At 41.2% G+C, this 18576-nt stretch carries 21 protein-coding genes; 1 reads left to right on the top strand and 20 read right to left on the bottom strand.

The genetic code is table 11. The annotated features are described in order from the left end of the window. Window positions 1-5 precede the first annotated feature (5 nt). Genes bshA through BW986_RS05130 form a run of 5 tightly spaced genes read right to left on the bottom strand, consistent with a single transcriptional unit; the run spans window position 6 to window position 3443 of the window. Complete coding sequence (bshA, locus tag BW986_RS05150) at window positions 6-1145, bottom strand: N-acetyl-alpha-D-glucosaminyl L-malate synthase BshA (protein ID WP_076365684.1); 1140 nt, start codon at window positions 1143-1145, stop codon at window positions 6-8. A 4-nt stretch (window positions 1146-1149) separates the two neighbouring features. Next, a complete protein-coding gene (gene bshB1 / locus BW986_RS05145) occupies window positions 1150-1863 on the bottom strand; it encodes a bacillithiol biosynthesis deacetylase BshB1 (RefSeq protein ID WP_076365682.1) in 714 nt (237 codons plus the stop codon). Beyond that, window positions 1847-2272, bottom strand: a complete 426-nt coding sequence (locus tag BW986_RS05140) for a methylglyoxal synthase (RefSeq protein WP_076365680.1) — start codon at window positions 2270-2272, stop codon at window positions 1847-1849. Before BW986_RS05140 ends, bshB1 begins: the two co-directional genes overlap by 17 nt. An 18-nt stretch (window positions 2273-2290) precedes the next feature. Further along, entirely contained in the window at window positions 2291-3091 is an 801-nt protein-coding gene (gene dapB, locus BW986_RS05135) for a 4-hydroxy-tetrahydrodipicolinate reductase (RefSeq protein WP_076365678.1), read from the bottom strand. After that, window positions 3084-3443 (bottom strand): nucleotide pyrophosphohydrolase, encoded by a 360-nt coding sequence (locus BW986_RS05130; protein ID WP_076366321.1) that lies wholly within the window; start codon window positions 3441-3443, stop codon window positions 3084-3086. Before BW986_RS05130 ends, dapB begins: the two co-directional genes overlap by 8 nt. 167 nt (window positions 3444-3610) lie before the next feature. Between BW986_RS05130 and BW986_RS05125 the strand changes: the two genes are divergently transcribed. Next, window positions 3611-4483 carry a YitT family protein gene (locus BW986_RS05125; protein WP_076365676.1) on the top strand — a complete coding sequence of 291 codons (873 nt, stop codon included), beginning with the start codon at window positions 3611-3613 and terminating at the stop codon, window positions 4481-4483. A 132-nt stretch (window positions 4484-4615) separates the two neighbouring features. Here BW986_RS05125 and BW986_RS05120 read toward each other — a convergent pair whose 3' ends face one another. The 15 genes from BW986_RS05120 to aroC all read right to left on the bottom strand — a co-directional run bounded on the left by BW986_RS05120 (window position 4616) and on the right by aroC (window position 18381). After that, window positions 4616-5290, bottom strand: a complete 675-nt coding sequence (locus tag BW986_RS05120; protein WP_076365674.1) for a zinc metallopeptidase — start codon at window positions 5288-5290, stop codon at window positions 4616-4618. Window positions 5291-5375: 85 nt separating this feature from the next. Beyond that, entirely contained in the window at window positions 5376-6161 is a 786-nt protein-coding gene (gene ypjB / locus BW986_RS05115; RefSeq protein WP_076365672.1) for a sporulation protein YpjB, read from the bottom strand. Between the two features lie 119 nt (window positions 6162-6280). Then, window positions 6281-6877, bottom strand: a complete 597-nt coding sequence (gene lhaT, locus BW986_RS05110) for a lipoprotein heptaprenylglyceryl N-acetyltransferase LhaT (protein ID WP_076365670.1) — start codon at window positions 6875-6877, stop codon at window positions 6281-6283. A 175-nt stretch (window positions 6878-7052) separates the two neighbouring features. After that, window positions 7053-7820 carry a menaquinol-cytochrome c reductase cytochrome b/c subunit gene (locus tag BW986_RS05105; RefSeq protein WP_034307972.1) on the bottom strand — a complete coding sequence of 256 codons (768 nt, stop codon included), beginning with the start codon at window positions 7818-7820 and terminating at the stop codon, window positions 7053-7055. 56 nt (window positions 7821-7876) lie between these two features. Then, window positions 7877-8551, bottom strand: a complete 675-nt coding sequence (gene qcrB / locus BW986_RS05100; RefSeq protein WP_034307974.1) for a menaquinol-cytochrome c reductase cytochrome b subunit — start codon at window positions 8549-8551, stop codon at window positions 7877-7879. Window positions 8552-8554: 3 nt separating this feature from the next. Next, window positions 8555-9061: a Rieske (2Fe-2S) protein gene (locus tag BW986_RS05095; RefSeq protein WP_034307977.1), complete on the bottom strand. Its 507-nt coding sequence runs from the start codon at window positions 9059-9061 to the stop codon at window positions 8555-8557. A gap of 160 nt (window positions 9062-9221) precedes the next feature. Further along, entirely contained in the window at window positions 9222-9683 is a 462-nt protein-coding gene (locus BW986_RS05090; RefSeq protein WP_076365668.1) for a YpiF family protein, read from the bottom strand. A gap of 161 nt (window positions 9684-9844) precedes the next feature. After that, entirely contained in the window at window positions 9845-10396 is a 552-nt protein-coding gene (locus BW986_RS05085; protein WP_063233222.1) for a ReoY family proteolytic degradation factor, read from the bottom strand. A 41-nt stretch (window positions 10397-10437) separates the two neighbouring features. After that, on the bottom strand, window positions 10438-11709 hold the full coding sequence (locus BW986_RS05080; protein WP_076365666.1) for a tetratricopeptide repeat protein: 1272 nt from the start codon (window positions 11707-11709) through the stop codon (window positions 10438-10440). Window positions 11710-12076: 367 nt separating this feature from the next. Then, complete coding sequence (gene aroA, locus BW986_RS05075; protein WP_076365664.1) at window positions 12077-13363, bottom strand: 3-phosphoshikimate 1-carboxyvinyltransferase; 1287 nt, start codon at window positions 13361-13363, stop codon at window positions 12077-12079. A gap of 22 nt (window positions 13364-13385) precedes the next feature. Beyond that, the gene (locus BW986_RS05070; protein WP_076365662.1) at window positions 13386-14489 is read right to left on the bottom strand and encodes a prephenate dehydrogenase; all 1104 of its coding nucleotides are present in this window, start codon (window positions 14487-14489) and stop codon (window positions 13386-13388) included. A 47-nt stretch (window positions 14490-14536) separates the two neighbouring features. After that, window positions 14537-15649 (bottom strand): histidinol-phosphate transaminase, encoded by a 1113-nt coding sequence (gene hisC / locus BW986_RS05065; RefSeq protein WP_076365661.1) that lies wholly within the window; start codon window positions 15647-15649, stop codon window positions 14537-14539. Window positions 15650-15731: 82 nt separating this feature from the next. Further along, complete coding sequence (gene aroH, locus BW986_RS05060; RefSeq protein ID WP_076365659.1) at window positions 15732-16100, bottom strand: chorismate mutase; 369 nt, start codon at window positions 16098-16100, stop codon at window positions 15732-15734. A gap of 25 nt (window positions 16101-16125) precedes the next feature. After that, window positions 16126-17205, bottom strand: coding sequence for a 3-dehydroquinate synthase (aroB, locus tag BW986_RS05055; protein ID WP_076365657.1), 1080 nt, complete (start codon window positions 17203-17205; stop codon window positions 16126-16128). 3 nt (window positions 17206-17208) lie between these two features. Then, window positions 17209-18381, bottom strand: a complete 1173-nt coding sequence (gene aroC, locus BW986_RS05050; protein ID WP_076365655.1) for a chorismate synthase — start codon at window positions 18379-18381, stop codon at window positions 17209-17211. Window positions 18382-18576 lie beyond the last annotated feature (195 nt).

The raw sequence follows: 18576 nt of genomic DNA, 5'->3' as shown, positions 1-18576 counted from the left end.
CCTCCCTATTCCATGGATTTACCTTCAAGTGCTTGAATGTAGATGGCTTCATACTCTGACATAATCGTATCGGAATGAAAATCTGTATTCGCCCTTTTCAACGCAGCTTCAGAAAAGCGTTTATGTAAAAGCGGGTCGCTTAAAAGTCCAACCGCTTTTTCAGCAACCATATTGACATCTCCCAATTCACAAATATAACCAGTCTTCCCATCAACGATGACTTCAGGAATTCCCCCGATATTCGTCCCGATACAAGGAACTCCACATGCCATTGCCTCGAGCAGCACAAGTCCGAAACTCTCTTTTTCCGATAACAGGAATATCAAATCACTGATTGAATATAATTCGGCAAGGTTATCCTGCTTACCAAGAAACAAGACCGAATCATCGATTCCAAGATCTTTAGCCAATTTCAATACGGTTGTCACTTCCGGCCCGTCTCCTACAAGTAAAAGCTTTGCAGGCATTTTCTTTTGAGTTAAATAAAACGCCTGGATGACGTCTTTCACTCGCTTGACCGAACGGAAATTCGAAACATGTATGATCACTTTTTCATCTTCACTGATTCCGTATTCATCCTTAAGGTAATCGGAATTGGATTTATGGTAATCCCTTTCATCAATAAAATTATAGACGGTTTTGATTTCTTTTTCCGGCGCGATTAATTCGTGCGTTTGTTGAACAAGGGAATTAGATACTCCTGTAACGACATCTGATTGCTCTATCCCGAATTTTATCAAATTGGTCAATGAGGGATCATGGCCTAATACGGTTATGTCCGTACCATGCAGTGTGGTTACGATCTTTACTTCATTACCTGACATTTGCTTTGCAAGGATCGCACAAACAGCATGTGGAATTGCATAATGAACGTGAAGGATATCTAATTTCTCCCGTTTTACGACATCCGCTATCTTGCTAGCAAGAGCCAGGTCATATGGTGGATATTGAAAGACTGAATACGAGTTCACTTCAACCTGGTGATAAAAAATATTACAGTACATCTTATTCAAGCGAAAAGGGAGGCTTGAAGAAATGAAATGTATTTCATGTCCTTTTTCTGCAAGCATCTTACCTAATTCAGTTGCTACGACACCAGAACCCCCAACTGTTGGGTAACAGGTAATTCCAATTTTTAATTTCATAAGCTTATTTTTCTCCTAACAAGTCGGCATCGATCAGTAACGGTTTTTTTGTCATGAATCCCTCCGCATAGGCGACACCCACTTCTTTACCGAACATCCGCTCCCGTGCCTCTACAGTCTCGATATAACCATTAACTAGCGGTGTTTCCACAGATATTTGACTCTTTTCGAATTGGCTGCCATATGCCCTAAGGCTATCCAGCTTTTTCGACATTGTAGAAGTGATGTCCACGACGAAGTCCGGTTTGTGAAACCCATTGATCATATAATAGTACATATTTTGGACGCGATGAGAATCCAGATTTTCTTCTTCCATATACTTTCTTACTCCTGCCGAAAAAACTGCTTCCTCCACTAATTTGGCACAGTTACCATGATCGGGATGGCGGTCTTCCAAAAATGGTGCAAATACAAGGGCAGGTTTATACTGGCGAATGACCGCAATGATTTGATTTATGTATTCCGCTTTCATGTATAGTCCCCGGTCGGGTAGATCAAGGGAAATCCTCGTCACCCCAAGGATTTCAGCAGCCTTATGCGCTTCCTCCAGCCGCAATGGAACGGTACCATTGGATGACATTTCAGCCTTTGTCAAATCACAAATGACAACCTTCCAGCCTTTTTGCACATATTTAGCGATTGTGCCGCCCATACCGATTTCAACATCATCCGCATGTGCGCCGAAAGCCAGGATATCTATGTTACTTTTGTTTTTCATTTATCTCACCTTGTTTTTGCCGTAGTTTTAGCCAGTCCATATAGCCATGTTTCAATCCTTGTATCAGCACTTCTGCCGTGCCCATATTTGTCGCCAAGGGAATTTCATATACATCTGATAGTCGTATAAGCGCCGATACATCAGGTTCATGTGGCTGTGATGTCAAAGGATCGCGGAAAAATAGGACCATGTCCATTTCTCCGCGTGCAATCATTGCACCTATTTCCTGATCCCCGCCAAGAGGTCCTGAATGAAAACGATGGACAGGCAGCGATACTTCTTCCATGATTCGTTTCCCGGTCGTACCTGTTGCAAATAATTCATGCTGCTCAAATACAGTTTTATAGGCTGTTACAAATCGAATGATATCTTCTTTTTTCTTATCATGGGCAATTAAGGCAATTTTCATCGTAAATCCTCCTGATCCCTATTCGATAATATTTTCCAGGCCGTATACAAGAACATCCAATTTCATGACGGTATCGACAGCAAGTTTGACTCCTGACATGAAGGACGCTCGATTAAAGGAATCATGCCGAACCGTCAATAGCTCTCCATCACTTCCGAAAAGCACCTGTTGATGGGCAACCAGTCCCGGTAGCCGTACACTGTGGATATGCATGCCATCTATATTTGCACCTCTTGCACCCTGGATGGTTTCTTTTTCATTAGGGTGCCCCTGTTGTTTTGATTCACGTACCGCTGCAATCATGTCCGCCGTTTTGGAGGCCGTGCCAGAAGGTGCATCCAGTTTTTGATCATGGTGCATCTCTATGATTTCTACATCAGGGAAATATTTTGCAGCCATTTGGGAAAACTTCATCATCAAAATGGCTCCAATTGCAAAGTTTGGCGCGATGATGCAACCAATGCCCTTTTCTTTTGTTAATGAATCCAACTTCGCTAAATCTTCCTTAGTAAAACCGGTCGTTCCTACTACAGGGCGGATGCCATGATTAAGTGCCGTTTCGGTATGGAACATCCCCACTTCCGGTGTGGTCAAATCGATCAATACGTCCGCCTTTATAGAAGAAAAGCATTCATTTATATCCGAAAAAACCGGTGCTTCAATACCGTGAAAACCTTCTATCGCGGAGATGCTTTCCCCGTTATGCTTGCGATCTATGACAGCTGCCAATTCAAACCCTTCTGTCCTATGTACAAGCTTCACCGCTTCATTTCCCATTCTGCCACGTGGACCAGCTACAATCACTTTCACTTTACTCATCTTTACCTTCCTCCTCCATTTTCTCTTCTTTTCTTGTCCATCTATCTTTATCGCGGGTGGTAAACTTTTCCATAACCAAATCATGCGAGTTTTGAAGGTCAATCCCTAAAGAATTGGCAAAACAAATCAACACAAAAAGCATGTCCCCTAATTCCGCTTCAATCGTATTCTCTTCCTCAGTTGCCTTCTTTGGTTTTTCACCATGGTAATGATTGACTTCCCTGGCCAATTCCCCAAGTTCTTCAGACATGCGGGCGAGCATGGCGAGAGGGCTGAAATATCCTTCTTTAAATTGTCCTATGTATTGGTCGACTTCCGCTTGCATTTGTTGGATCGTCTTATGCTTTTCCATATTGTCACCCATTCTTGATTTTCGTTTTCAAATATCATACCTTCTCCATGTTAGCTAAAAGTGAAACAGAAGACAACAGATACGTTCGTAAATCAAAATTGCCCATAGTTGGTTAATTAGTTATAATAAGTAAATTAATGATATGCAAACCTTTGGAGGTATGGGACATGCTTTTGGGCTTAAAATTGAAAAATATTATATTCATACTTTTTGGGGCTGGAATATTCGCCTTTGGCCTCGTGCATTTTAACATGCAGAACAACTTGGCCGAAGGCGGGTTCACCGGTCTCACCTTGATTATATATCAACTTATCGGGATAAATCCTTCTTATTCTAATTTGATTTTGAATATTCCTTTATTTTTAATAGGGTGGAAATATTTAGGACGCACTTCTTTCTTTTATACGATTATCGGAACGGTCGGCCTCTCCGTTTGGCTATGGGTTTTCGAAAGATACCAAATCGAAATCAATCTCGGAAACGACTTGATGCTGGTGGCATTGTTTGCCGGGGTCTTTGTTGGTGTCGGGCTGGGCATTATCTTTCGTTACGGCGGGACAACAGGTGGAGTGGATATCATCGCCCGTTTTGCCCACCGTTACTTGGGGATGGGCATGGGACGGACCATGTTCATCTTTGATGCCGTCGTCATTGGCCTTTCCATCCTTACCTACCTTGATTACCGGCAAGCGATGTATACCCTCGTTGCCGTATTTATAGGTGCCAGAGTAATCGACTTTATGCAAGAAGGAGCCTATGCTGCTAGAGGTGCAATGATCATTAGTGATAAAAATAAGCAAATTGCTGAAAAAATCATGAATGATATGGAGCGGGGCGTAACCGTATTAAGGGGATATGGGTCCTTTACACGCAATGACAGGGAAGTACTCTACTGTGTTGTTGGCAAAAATGAACTAGTCCGCTTAAAGAATGCCATAACATCGGTGGACCCTCATGCATTTGTATCTGTAAGTGAAGTGCATGATGTATTGGGTGAGGGCTTTACCCTTGATGAAAACAAGAATCCCATTGAAAGGTAATCCTTTTATTTGCGGCATACGGGTGGAATGCAATCCTTATGAATGTTCCCTGTCTAACTGAATTTTATTAATGTGCAGCAAATATTTTAAAAATAAAAAGGACCCCATCCCAAGATGGAGTCCTTTTTCAAATTAATCCTCTTCCCTCATTCCTGTATACATAAGCAGAAGACGAACTAATTCCAGTACGGCTACAAGAGCGGCAGCAACATAAGTCATCGCAGCGGCACTTAATACTTTTTTCGTTTCCCGTTCTTCATCATTCCGGATGACCCCAGCGGAAACGAGTTGATCCATCGCCCGAGAGGAAGCATTGAATTCAACAGGCAGGGTTATCACTTGGAACAATACTGCGGCTGCCATAAATACGATACCCGCCAATAGCAACCCAGGAATTGAAGCTAACATCCCGATTAAAATCAAAATCCAAGATATGTTAGAGCCAAAATTAGCTACCGGTACTAATGCATGGCGGAAACGCAAGAATGCATATGCTTCTTTATCTTGAATCGCATGTCCAACTTCATGGGCTGCAACCGCTACACCGGCAACTGAATGGCCGTGATAGTTATCAGATGATAATCGCACCGTTTTATCCCTTGGATCGTAATGATCCGAAAGCATTCCAGGTGTCTCTTCGACCCTGACATTGAACAGTCCGTTTTGGTCCAAGATGGCCCGCGCCGTCTCAGCGCCATTCATACCAGAAGAGGCCGATACCTTTGAATATTTTTTATACGTGCTTTTCACTTTCATTTGTGCATAAATCGGGATTAAAATGATAATCGCCAAATATATGAAATACATGGTATCCTCCTATAACTATTATTACTCTTAATTCTATGGATTGAAGGCAACCGTGTCAAATATAGTGTTCTCTTCCCGTGTCTTTTTAATCATTATGTTCTTTCCTTGGTTTTTCCCTATCACCTTTATATTTTCTCCAGCCTACATAGGAAAGCGTCATGATAATGATTGAGCCTGTCGATATGATGACCCACCAAAGGGAAGGATCTGTGTCATCTTCCCCCATTTCATCAAAAATGGTGCTTAGTTCGTTTTGCAACGCATCCAGTTCCTTTTGACTTTTTCCATCACTGATTACCTCCGGACGGTATTCGTTGATGTATTGGATCCTCGTGTCCAGTTGCTGCATCGTTTCTTTAGAAAGGTCGACTTTCAAGCTTGGATATATCATTTCATATTGTGATAGGAATAAGTTCAATTGGCTATTGAATGTAATTGTGTCTTGATTGATCGCGGCGTTCTTTGTTTGCTGGAAAGAATTCATCATTTGATCTTCCATCTCTGTCCAAAGAGGCTGATGGGTAGACTTGACCGCATCAACAACAAGCCGGAACTTTGTAACAGAATTAACCTTTTCGGAATCTCCCTTGTTCATATCCTTTATTGTCATCAACGCCTCATTATGAGCTACAGTGATAATTCGAAGTTCGTCCATGTCAAGGATCTGCTCTTTCGCTGTCTCTTTTAAAAAACGGTCAGAAAAAAATGTCAGCATCTTTTCCGAATCTCCATATCGCTTCAACTTGGTCATTTCCAAGGCTCTATCGGAAATGTCATCTAATTGCTCCAAACTTGAAGAGGATTCTGCATAGACAGGGAAATGTAAGACGACAAATAAAACAGCAATGGTTAATATGAATTTTTTCAACATGCTACTCGTCCCTCCTCATATCTCTACTAAAACGATATGAAAGAAAAAACATGAGTAGACCTCGTTCAACATAAAAAAGTTAACCCTGCATTTACAAAGTTGTATTTAGAGTTAACTTTTTAAGGGATGAAGGATAGGGTGATCCGCTTTTTTCTATATCCAAAGTACCAGCCGACGAAAATGGAAAGTATGCTGAGCCAAAAAGTGAAATAACCTATCGAATTCATATATACCAATAAATCACGGTATATGGGCATCATTTCAAAAACATAATCGATTATGTCATTATGTATGGTCCAAATCCCTGCCATTATCATATGCCAAGGTTTTATTCGATAAAATGGTGCATATAATACACCTTGAATTGCCATCCCCAAATGGGAAGCCATTAACATATAACCTTCCCATGGCAATGAACCTGTTGTCACGAGGGTCATCAAATTCATTGCAACTGCCCATATGCCATATTTGAATAGTGTTATTATCGCCAAAGCTTCCATAAGTCCGAAATTCCTTCTTAATAGGAACCCCACTAAAACAAATACAAAAAACAGACTGGCAGTCGGGCTATCCGGTACAAATGCCAAAAAAATTGCCGGAGTGTTTTCCAATTGACTACCGTACCAATAATATCCATAGGCAGTTCCGAATATATTTATCAATAATAGCAAAGCGAGTATTTGCCGATTTGCAAGCCAACTGTAGATAACATTCATTCTTTTACCCTCACTTACATTCTCATGTATACCCATTTTACAGGCCATCAGCCAGAAAACCAAGTATTCATTTCAATATCCTCTCATAAACGCTTCAATTTACCAATAAAAAAGCCGACAACCGTGGTCGTCAGCTTCTTTGGCAGCATAAGAAGAAAATCTGTTGATGGCTATATTATTTTGTCGATAAACCTGATACAAATTCAGCTAATGTTTTCAATTCTTCATCTGTACCTTTGAACATGCCAGCCGGCATGGCGCCCTGGCCTTTGACTGCGATCTTAGAGATTTCTTCTGGCTTTAAACCAGTGTCAATTAAGCTTGGCGCTCCTGCTCCACCAGTTAACTCTGCTCCATGACAGCTGATACAGCCATTGGAATCCATCAATTTATACCCATCGCTCTCTTTATCAATGTCTGCACCTTCCACGATCGCTCCTTGCTTCTTGGAAGCTTCCCAATCATGATGGGCTGCGGACTCCCATGTTAAATAGAAAACGCCGGCCATTGCCAATAACATGAAGCCTACAGCAAAAGGACGTTTCGCCGGGCTCCGCTCTGGACCACGGTCTAGAAAAGGTGCCAAGAGCAATGCCCCGAATGCCAAACCAGGTATTACCATGGACCCGATTGCATTATAAGGACCTGAAGCATAAGTATACTTAAGTAATTGGTAAAGGAATAGGAAATACCAGTCCGGCAGCGGAATATACCCTGTATCTGTAGGATCTGCTATCCTTTCCAATGGTGACGGATGTGCGATTGTCAAGCAAAGATAACCTACAAGAAATACAGCTCCTACCATCCATTCTTTTAAAAGGAAATTAGGCCAAAATGCTTCAGTTTTCCCAGGATATTCTGAATAATCTTTCGGAATATTCGGTTTACGGTCCGCGGAGATACGCGAGTCACCTACGAATTTCATACCTTTCCCACGATGCATTGAACAATTCCCCTCCTTCATGAAAAGGTTTTTTTGGTTTTTGGTTCACCATTCTTTTATAGCGGGCCTGAAATACCTTGTTTTCGGATCATCAGGAAATGAGCCGCTAGTAAAGCAAATAATGCTGCTGGCAGGAAGAATACATGAATTGCAAAGAATCGTGTCAATGTCTGTGCTCCAACGATGGTTGGATCTCCTGCTATCAATGTCTTGAGTGCCGGTCCCATCAATGGTACCGATTCGACAATTGTCAAAGTAACTTTCGTTGCGAATAGCGCTTTCATATCCCATGGCAATAAATAACCAGTCAAGCCTAATGCCAGCATGATGAAGAAAATCAATACGCCGACCATCCAGTTCAATTCACGCGGTTTTTTGTAAGCTCCCTGGAAGAAGACACGAAGAGTATGTAAAAACATCATAACGATAACTAGACTTGCTCCCCAGTGATGCATACCACGGACGATTTGACCGAAGGCAACTTCATTTTGCAAATAATAAACAGATTCCCAAGCGTTTTTAATGTCCGGGACATAGTACATCGTCAAGAACATGCCTGACAAGATTTGGATGACCGTAATAAAGAAAGTTAACCCACCAAAACAATATACGAATGCAGAAAAATGATGTGCGGGGTTAACATGTTCAGGAACCTCATGGTCAGCAATATCCCGCCATAATGGCGTAATATCTAAACGCTCGTCCACCCAGTCATATAACTTTGTTAGCAATGTTTACGCCTCCCCATGCGGTTTTAGTTGACCCAAATAAAGTATTCCATCTTTTTCTTTCGTGTCAAAGACATCCAATGGTGAAACCGGCGGTGTCCCTTTCACATTCATCCCATCTTTCGTATACCTGCCATAATGGCAAGGACAGAAAAATTGATTCGGATTAGTCTTATCCGTATTCCAACCTACCGTACAGCCTAAATGTTTACAGATTGGAGATAAAGCAACGATCTTACCATCATCCGTTTTGTAAACCCATGCTGTATTTGTTTCTTCAGACTCATACCACCCATCGACCTGTTTAAAACTAAAGTCGACACGGGTTGGTTCGGTAGTCAGTTCACCTACCTTCTGTTTAGTTGCAACGTAATCCCCGCCTTTATCAGCTGATAATACAGGATCAATTGCAAACCTAACCATAGGCATCAACATACCGGCCGCCATAAATCCACCAACGCCAGTAAGTGTGTAATTAAGGAATTGACGTCGTGAAACATTATGCTTGCTCATGCGTTTTCCCCCCCTCTATTACTATACTGAGAGCCCAAAGGACCAATAAATAGCGACACTATAAAACTAGGACATTTCCATGATATCTCAATAATTTACCAAGGTCAATATTTGTAAAACCCAAAAGGTGGCAACAATGTGTCAAATAATGCGAAAAATCCTACTTTTTTTCATTTTTCCAATTATAAGAGAAAATATCAAGGATTTGGATAACTTGCTGGTTAATCATTTCCCTTGCTTGTTCAATTTCAAGCCCCTCCAGGGGGATGGCAGGAATCCATACTAAATTATTTTCTAATTCCCGCTCTTCCTTTTTCCACTCAAAATCCGATGTAAGAAAAAAAACATGCTCGAAATCATTTTTTTTCACTTCATTGGCCCAACGCTTTAACCGCTCAACCTTATCCATTTCATCACTTATATAATGAAATGTTGGCAATAAAAGAATTCTTCCTTTCATCTGCTTTTCAATTTCCAAGCTTAAAATGGTAAGAAATTCATTCATTGAGCCCGATTGCTTCATTTGCCCTTTAAAAGATAAGGGAACCAAAGGAATCAAAACGGTATCCACATACTCTTTTGACTGTATATACATGTCAAGATCTTTTGCTGTCCACTTCATGTTTTTCTTCACTCCCGATTTTTTGAATCAACTCCTTTTCATTTTACCATTCTTTTTATAACATCTTTACCATATACCCATAGTCTTTACAAAAATGTGGATTTTATCAATGTTTTATAAAAAATAAAAACCTTTCCTGATTACGGAAAGGTTAATTTATTTTATCCAAGTACTTTTAATTGATTCAATTGTTCTGTTAAGTTCTTAAATGCTTGTTCATCATGCTTATCAAGTGCTTCATCGATTTCCTTAAGCAGACGGTCCCTTTGAAAATATAACATGCTTCTTTCTAAAAATTGTTCAGCCAGCAGCTGATCTTTTTCATTCGATGCAGTTGATTTCGGCATGAAGGGATTGTGCTCGAGTACCGCTGCATATTGATAGGAAGAGTAAGACGATTTAAAATTGAGCTGAATATAAATGTCTTCATCCCGATTTAAACGGATATCATGAAAAGATTTCTCTGCATCGGTAGTCATGATATTGGACTTATAGAACCTGAAAGGGACCTCATCCACACAATGTGTCGACATGATCAGTCCACGTGGGCAATATTGTGCATTTTCTACAAAATGAACCTTTTTCATTAGTTGATCATGACTCATTAAGTAATTCAATATCCATACGCATTCTCTTCGTTTCAATTGATAATGATTTAAAAACCACCGAATAAAATCCTTCTTCTCATTCACAGAAACAGGGGCAGCCACCATGAATTCCCTCCTCTGTCTTGATTTAGTTTTGTTTCACTTATCTACATTTCATCCGTGCTTTCACCTAGCCGCTCCAAAATCATTGCATACTCATCATTTGCCGGGTTCATCTCAAGCAGCTTATTAAATACTTCTCTAGATGTGGCTCTGTCTCCTTCTTCAATTAAAAAGAAACCATAATCTTCAAGGAAATCTTGATTGTTCTTGAATGAATTATATGCTTTATGATAGCTGGTTAATGACTCTTTAAATTGTTCGGTTTGCTGATAAGATACAGCAGCTATCCATTCAAACTGCGGATCATCCTCTCCATATCGCCTTACTTCACCAATACACTCCAATGCATCTTCATACCTTTCGTGGTGCATATACAATTTCAATAGGGTGAGTGCAGCTTCCAGGTATCCCGGATCAATGGCAAGTGCTTCTTTAAATAGATTTTCCGCCTCTTCATCAAGGCCGCTTTTCAAGGCTATTTTTCCACCGAAGAAGTAAAGTTCCTTATTGAATTCATCAGCCTTGATTCCTTCTTTGACCGTTTTCAAGGCATTTTCCAGATCTTCAAGATGTTCATAACTCTTTGCCAGGTACAAATATAGAGAATGGTATTCATGATCTAATTCTTTCAGTTCAATAAACTTTCGTACGGCTGTCTCATAAAGACCTGCCTGAAAAGCTGTAAATGCATATTCAAATAGGGTATTGATTTCAAGTCCATCCTGTAAGGCCTTTTCAAAGTGCGGTAGGGCCTCCTCGAACTTCCCTGAACTGCTTAATGCTTCGGCAAGCCTCTGATTGACATTAACACCAGCGATTTCTTGTTCCTGTTCCAAAACCTTTATGTAATTTGCAATGGCTTCCTGATCCCTTCCTTGATGAAAGAACAGTTCAGCTAGTGCAAAATCAATGATGATCTCATCTGGAAGCATTTCCTTGGCTTGCTGTAATTTCCGTTCGCTGACCTCATCCATCCCCTGTAATTGATAAAGGTCCGCTTCCAAAAGCAAAGCACTTGGATATACTTCATCATCTGCACTTACTTTTTCAAGCATCAGCATCGCTTCATCTTCCTGGTCCATGTCAATAAGGATTTCCGCCAACGAAACAATCAATTCTCCTTCATCGGGATAGAGTTGCAGCAGATGTTCAAAAAGATCCTTTGCCTCCTCCGCAAAACCAAGCTGGAGCATTTCTTCGGCCAGCAACAATATGTCCTCTGCTGACTCTGATGTTTTAATTCGATTTATATGTTTAAGAGCTTCTGTTAATTCCCCTTTTTTTAAATGCTGTATAACTTGTTCCACTGTGTTCATTGTTGAATCCTTCCTTTTGCATGATAGACTTGGTCCCTAGTCATACACACTCACGCCATAATGTAACATATTCTTCCATTAAGAACAAAATACCATGTTAATCGCGAGATGCATAGTAAACAGTATTCATTAGTTTACCATACTGTAGCCCTGTATTCCATTGATGAAGTCCCCTCCCATTCTCATTAAAAAAGGTTACTAGTTAATTCTCCACGCTACGGTAAATCTCCTTTTTGATCATGGACCCCTTTTTCATTATTTTCTTGACCATACAGTTACAAAAAGCCCGAATGTTAGCGCTTTCAACACTTTTGAGCATTTAAAAAAAGTTTACAGACCAAATAAGGTATGTAAACTTTTTTTATATTTACTTTATCAATTGACTCAAATGACCAAAAAATTGTGGATATGATACATCTATGGCATCAGGGTCAGCAAGTTCCACTTCCCCATCCGTTATCAAAGCAGCTACAGCAAGCATCATCCCGATACGATGATCTCCATGGCTTGTAACCATGCCGCCATTAAGAGCTTTACGTCCTTTGATGATCAATCCGTCTGCTGTCGGGGTTATATCTGCCCCAAGGATGGAGAGCTCATTTGCAACAGTATCTATTCGATTCGTCTCTTTCACTTTAAGTTCCGCTGCATCCTTGATTGTCGTTATCCCTTCAGCCTGTGTTGCCAGAAGTGCAATTACCGGTATTTCATCGATGAGCCGGGGAATTAGATCACCGCTGATGGTCGTCCCTTTTAGTCTGGAGCTTCTGACAGTGATGTCTCCTGCAGGTTCACCCTCGCTCGTCTTCTTCTCTATCGTAATATCAGCCCCCATCGATTTCATGACTTCGATGATTCCAGTCCTTGTCGAATTAAGGCCCACATTCTTTAACACCACTTCACTATTTTCCGTAATCGCTGCAGCCACCATGAAGAAAGCTGCCGAAGAAATATCACCTGGCACATGGATGGCGGTCCCTTTGAAGACTTGGTTTCCGCTTACTTTAATCATTTGACCGTCCTTTTCGATTTTCCCGCCAAACTCTTGGATCATTCGTTCTGTATGATCACGGGTCTCTTCCGGTTCGATAATGATCGTTTCACCCTCTGCCTGCAAACCGGCCAAGATTATCGCTGATTTTACCTGCGCGCTTGCTACAGGCAATTCATAGCGAAACCCTTTTAATTTGCCACCTCTTATGAAGAGCGGAGTATATTCGGCTCCTTTTCTGCCATCAATGACTGCGCCCATCTGACGAAGAGGGTTGACTACCCGGGTCATTGGACGTTTGGCTATCGATTCATCACCTGCCAAAACGGCCGAAAATTGCTGCCCTGCCAAAATGCCCATCATTAACCTGATCGTCGTACCAGAATTTCCGACATCCAGTACAGCCTCAGGTTCCTTTAATCCATTAAAACCTTTGCCTTCAATTTTGACGTGCTGGCCATCTTGTTCAATATGGACTCCAAGCTGCTTAAAACAGGAAATCGTACTTAAACAGTCGGCTCCTGGAAGAAAATTAGTGACTGTCGTTTCCCCTTCGGCAAGTGCTCCGAACATTATCGAACGGTGGGAGATCGACTTATCTCCAGGTATGGCAATCGAACCACGTAATGTTTGGATGTTCGTTTGTAATTTTTTCGTATTCATAAAACCATCCTTCCTATCAATATTATGCCAGGATCGTTTCATAATCTGTATGTCTAGAAATACACTCCGCAGCTTTTATGCGATCAACATCCGTTTGGAAGCTGATGACCAGCACACCGTATATCTCTTCCCTGGTTTCAATGATCCTTATGTTTGTAATGCTGATACCTTCTTGAGCCAAATATCCGGTAATCTCAGAAATTATTCCGGCATAATCCGGTATATCGATATATAAATCATAAAACGCTGGTATGGCGCCTTTTGCATGCGTTGGCAAATCATCCCTGAAAATCTTGGCATCTGTAAAGAACCGAAGAATTTCTTCACTATCTTCATTCGCAACCAGACCTTTTATATGCTCCATTTCATTCAGCCAATCATTCATTAATTCAAGCAGCACATCCCGATTATGTAACAAAATGTCACGCCACATTTCCGGACTGCTTGAAGCAATTCTTGTAATATCTCGGAATCCGCCTGCTGCAAGCCTTGAAATCAACTTGTTTTCCTTACTGTAATTTTCTGCCTGCTTAACGAGCCCCGATGCGACAATATGCGGAAAATGACTAATGACCCCAGTCAGCTTATCATGCATGGCAGGACTCACAACCAGAAAGTTAGCTCTTGTCCCTTGCAGCCACCCTTTCAGCTGCTCAACTTTTTCTTCCTCAATCGAATTACCGGGAGTAAGCAAATAAAATGCATGTTCGAATAAATGCAATTTGGCTGCGGCAGCACCGCTTTTATGGGAACCAGCCATAGGGTGCCCCCCGATGAAGGCCACCCCTTTATCTATCAATGGTTTTGCTGCCTTAACGACTGTATCCTTCGTACTTCCTGCATCCGAAATGAGGACATCACTTTTTAAATCCATATCGGCCAATTGAGCTAAAATCTTCACGGTTTCATTGACAGGCACAGCAAGTAGAATCAAATCAGCATCACGTGCTCCCGCTTCCAAAGATGATACAGAATCATCAATGATCCCCAATAGCATCGATAGTTGAATATTCTTTTCACTTAGGTCCGTACCAACAATCACGGCTTCAGGATGTGCATGGCGTACAGCCATGGCCAGTGATCCGCCAATTAGACCTAGACCTATTACAAAAACCTTACCCTTCACTCTTCTCTCCCCCGCATCTTTTATGCTCCTCTAGGTTTGATGAAACGTTAAAGCAGCGAATCAGAAGGTGCCTCAACTTCATTCAAAAAAGTTTTAATAGCATTAATCATTCCTTCATTTTCTTCAGTGGAACCAATCGTTACCCTCAGGCTGTTAGGAAAACCGAAAGATTTCCCCGACCTCGCGATGTACCCGCGCTCAAGCAAATATTGGAACACCACATCGGCATCCTGTTTAAAATGGATAAAGATGAAATTACCTTGTGACGGGTAATATGCTAAATTTTCCTTATTGCAAAATTCATAGTACCGCTTGAGCCCTTTTTGATTTTCTTCCTTGCATTTTTCAATGAAGGATTGATCTTCCAAGGCGACGATAGCTATATTCTGTGCGAATGTGTTCACATTGAATGGTTCCCGGGATGGATCTAGTTTCTGAATAATATCTTCATCCGCCAAACCGTACCCTACCCTAAAACTGGCAAGTCCATAAATTTTTGAGAATGTCCGGAGTATGATCAAATTTTTATATTTATTAATCCATTGATTCGTTCTCGGGTAATCCTCAGCTGTTGCATATTCACAATAAGCTTCATCCAAAACGATAAGAACATCTTCAGGCACTTTTTCGATGAACGATACTAAGTCCTGTTCCGAAATGTATTTACCAGTCGGATTATTTGGTGTACAAAGCCAGACGACCGCTGTTTTTTCATCTATTGCTTTAATCATTCCTTCTAGATCATGAGCACCGTCAATATGAGGAACTTCCCTGATTTCCGCACCTTCTAACGTGGCATTATGGCGATACTGCGAAAAAGTGCCTGTTGCCATGACCGTATTCTTTCCAGCCCCCAATAGACTCCTCGAGATGATTTGAATGTTCTCATCAGATCCATTTCCAAAAATAAGCTGAGTTTCTTTCACACCTGTATGTTTTGCAACAGCTTCCCTAAGCATCGTTGCATATCCATCCGGATAAATGGCAAACGAATGGGTTGAATTCCTAACGGATTCCTTGACCTTTTCCGAACAGCCAAAAGGATTTTCATTTGAAGCTAATTTCGTGATTTTTTCCAGCCCGTATAATTTTTTCACTTCATCAGTGGATTTTCCCGGTTGATAAGACTTCAAGGAAAGGACCGCTTCATTCCATTTCATGTCAATCACCTCTATATTTTTTATCACTTTAAAGTAAGAAAGTGTGAGAATAGTATATCATATTCATAGATTTAAAATCATCTTATATCTGCTTTGTCAAATCTGGCCGTAATACCGTAGCACCTGCCTGGTATACATGATGTATCTCTTTTTGAGATTTCGTCGTATTTACGTGGATCATGACCCGGATGCAAAATGGCAAGGAATTGCTCACCGGTATTTCTTTCATGCATGTAACCGGTACATAAGTCCAGCCTTCGAATTTCCTCAAGGCTTTGGCAGGGAAGACAGATCGAATCTCTTCCGTAGCAGAAAAAAATACAGAAGCTACCATATCGGGATCAATCTCGTTGACCTGAATGATCTCTGCCATCAACTTTTCGGCAGCTGAAATCACTTCCATTTCTGTGTCTCTCTCTACTGTAGTGGCACCCCTTATTCCTCTTATCACACATAGTCCCCCCTTCTTCAGAACTCTATATCATTTCCGCCATTTCCTCTATCAGCTCAGAGTCGGCTATATCCATTAATAGCGGTGACCCCACTTCGTTTAGCAGAACAAAGGTAGCTGCATCATTGACCGATTTTTTGTCTGTTTTCATTAAATCAAGTAGCAACGCATGTTCAAGTCGGGTTGGAATGGTTATTTGATAACCTAAAGAAGAAACCCAGTCAATAAACTCATCTAGTTTAAAATCGAGATCCACTTTCTTTCTGCTTAATTTAAGAGCATAGACCATCCCGATTAAAATTGATTCCCCATGCGTAAAGTTTCCGTATCCCATTGAACTTTCCACTGCATGTCCAAGCGTATGACCAAAATTCAAGAAGGCACGAATGCCATTTTCCTTCTCATCCTCTTCGACAATTTTAGCTTTAATGCCAATTCCTTTTGTAATCATTGTCAGGAATTGCTCATCCGTTATATCATTCAAATCAACAATATTCGACTTTAACCATAGATAAAACTCATTATCTGCTATCAAGGAATGTTTAATGACTTCCGCAAAACCTGACCTTAATTCTTTAAGAGGCAGAGTTTTAAGAAATTCAAGATCATAAATGACAGCTTCAGGCTGATGAAAGGCCCCAATCATATTTTTCCCCAGCGGGTGATTGATGGCAACCTTGCCGCCCACTGCACTGTCGTGGGCGAGCAAAGTCGTCGGAACCTGTATAAATGGAATCCCTCTCATAAAAGTGGCCGCAACGAATCCAGCCAAGTCACCGACTGCACCACCGCCAAGGGCGATGATCAATGACTTTCGATTAATCTGATGGGATAAGCAGAAGCTTTGGCATTCATAAAACACATCGAAAGTTTTTGCATGCTCCCCTTCCGGCACTACATGATGCAGGACCGGTTTTCCCGTTTGGATCAGGGCGTTTTTCACAGTCTCCAAATGAAGTGCCGCCACTTTCTCATCAGTTATGATCAGAATCTTGTTTAGATGATTTAATTCATGTGTTATTAATTCTGGCAATTCATTTATTGCCTTCTTGCCAATTAAAACCGGATATTGCTTGGAAGCCGTTTTTATTTGGATGGATTCCATGATTTAAAACCCCTTTACTTCTTCCCGATATGATCTCATGTATTCCGCTAATTGCTCATACCGATCTGAAGGGAATTGATCAACGATGGCAGCCGCCAGCTCCCATGCCACTACCGCTTCAGCAACTACTGCTGCTGCAGGAACCGCACAACTATCGGAACGTTCAACACTTGCTTCAAACACTTCCTTAGTATCAATATCAACACTTTTCAATGGTTTATATAAAGTCGGGATCGGCTTCATCACACCGCGTACAACTATCGGCATTCCAGTTGTCATACCGCCTTCAAAACCGCCAAGGCGATTGGTTTTCCGGTAATAACCCTGATCTTCGTCCCAAGCGATTTCGTCATGGACATCACTGCCGAATAGATGGGCCGCTTCAAAGCCAAGACCTATTTCCACACCTTTAAATGCATTGATGCTCATTATCGCTGCGGCTAGTTTTGCATCAAGCTTACGGTCATAATGCACATAACTTCCCACACCCACCGGCATTCCTTCTACAATGACTTCAACGATTCCACCGATGGAATCTCCTTTTTGTTTCGCTTCATCAATTGCATCCTTCATCTGCTGTTCCACATTTTTGTCAAAACATCTAACAGAAGATTCTTCCGTTACTTGTTGCAATTGCTGAATCGTTTCGTATTTTGGCGGTTCTGCCTTCACTCCGCCAATTTCCAAAACATGTGATGCCACTTCTATCCCCAATAATGACAATAGCTTTTTAGCGACAGAACCTGCTGCCACCCTTACTGTCGTTTCACGGGCTGAAGAGCGTTCCAGAACATTTCTCAAATCGCGGTGCCCATATTTAATCCCGCCGTTCAAGTCGGCATGACCAGGACGAGGCCGGGTGATTTTACGTTTAATTTCTTCAGCTTCCTCTTCTGAAAGCCCTTCACTTCCCATAATCTTTGTCCAATGCTTCCAGTCATCGTTCTCAACCACCAAAGCAACCGGTGAACCGAGTGTGTAGCCATGTCGGATTCCCGAAGAAATAAATGCCTGATCTTTCTCGATCTGCATCCTTCTTCCACGTCCATGCCCTTTTTGCCGGCGCCCTAATTCTTGATTAATATCCTCATTCGAAATCGGCATTCCTGCCGGTAATCCTTCAATGATAGTAGTCAGTTGCGGACCATGTGATTCTCCCGCTGTTAAATATCTCATCTTCCAGCCCCCTTTTAGCACTTTAAAGTGTATATGTATCAATATACCACAATTTTATGAAATGTGGGTATATGTAAAACGTAAAAACCATATTGTTTGAATTTAATCACTTTTCATTCTATTTTACAAGTACTTAAATATTTTCGATATAGTTTAATCTTTCAAATTTGAGTTTTATTGGATTGCCTTTACACG

Origin of the sequence: Peribacillus simplex, assembly GCF_900156045.1 — a bacterium.
Lineage (GTDB): Bacteria > Bacillota > Bacilli > Bacillales > DSM-1321 > Peribacillus > Peribacillus simplex_D.
The sequence above is the reverse complement of the archived record's forward strand: the minus strand, read 5'-3'. Positions and strand labels throughout refer to the sequence as shown.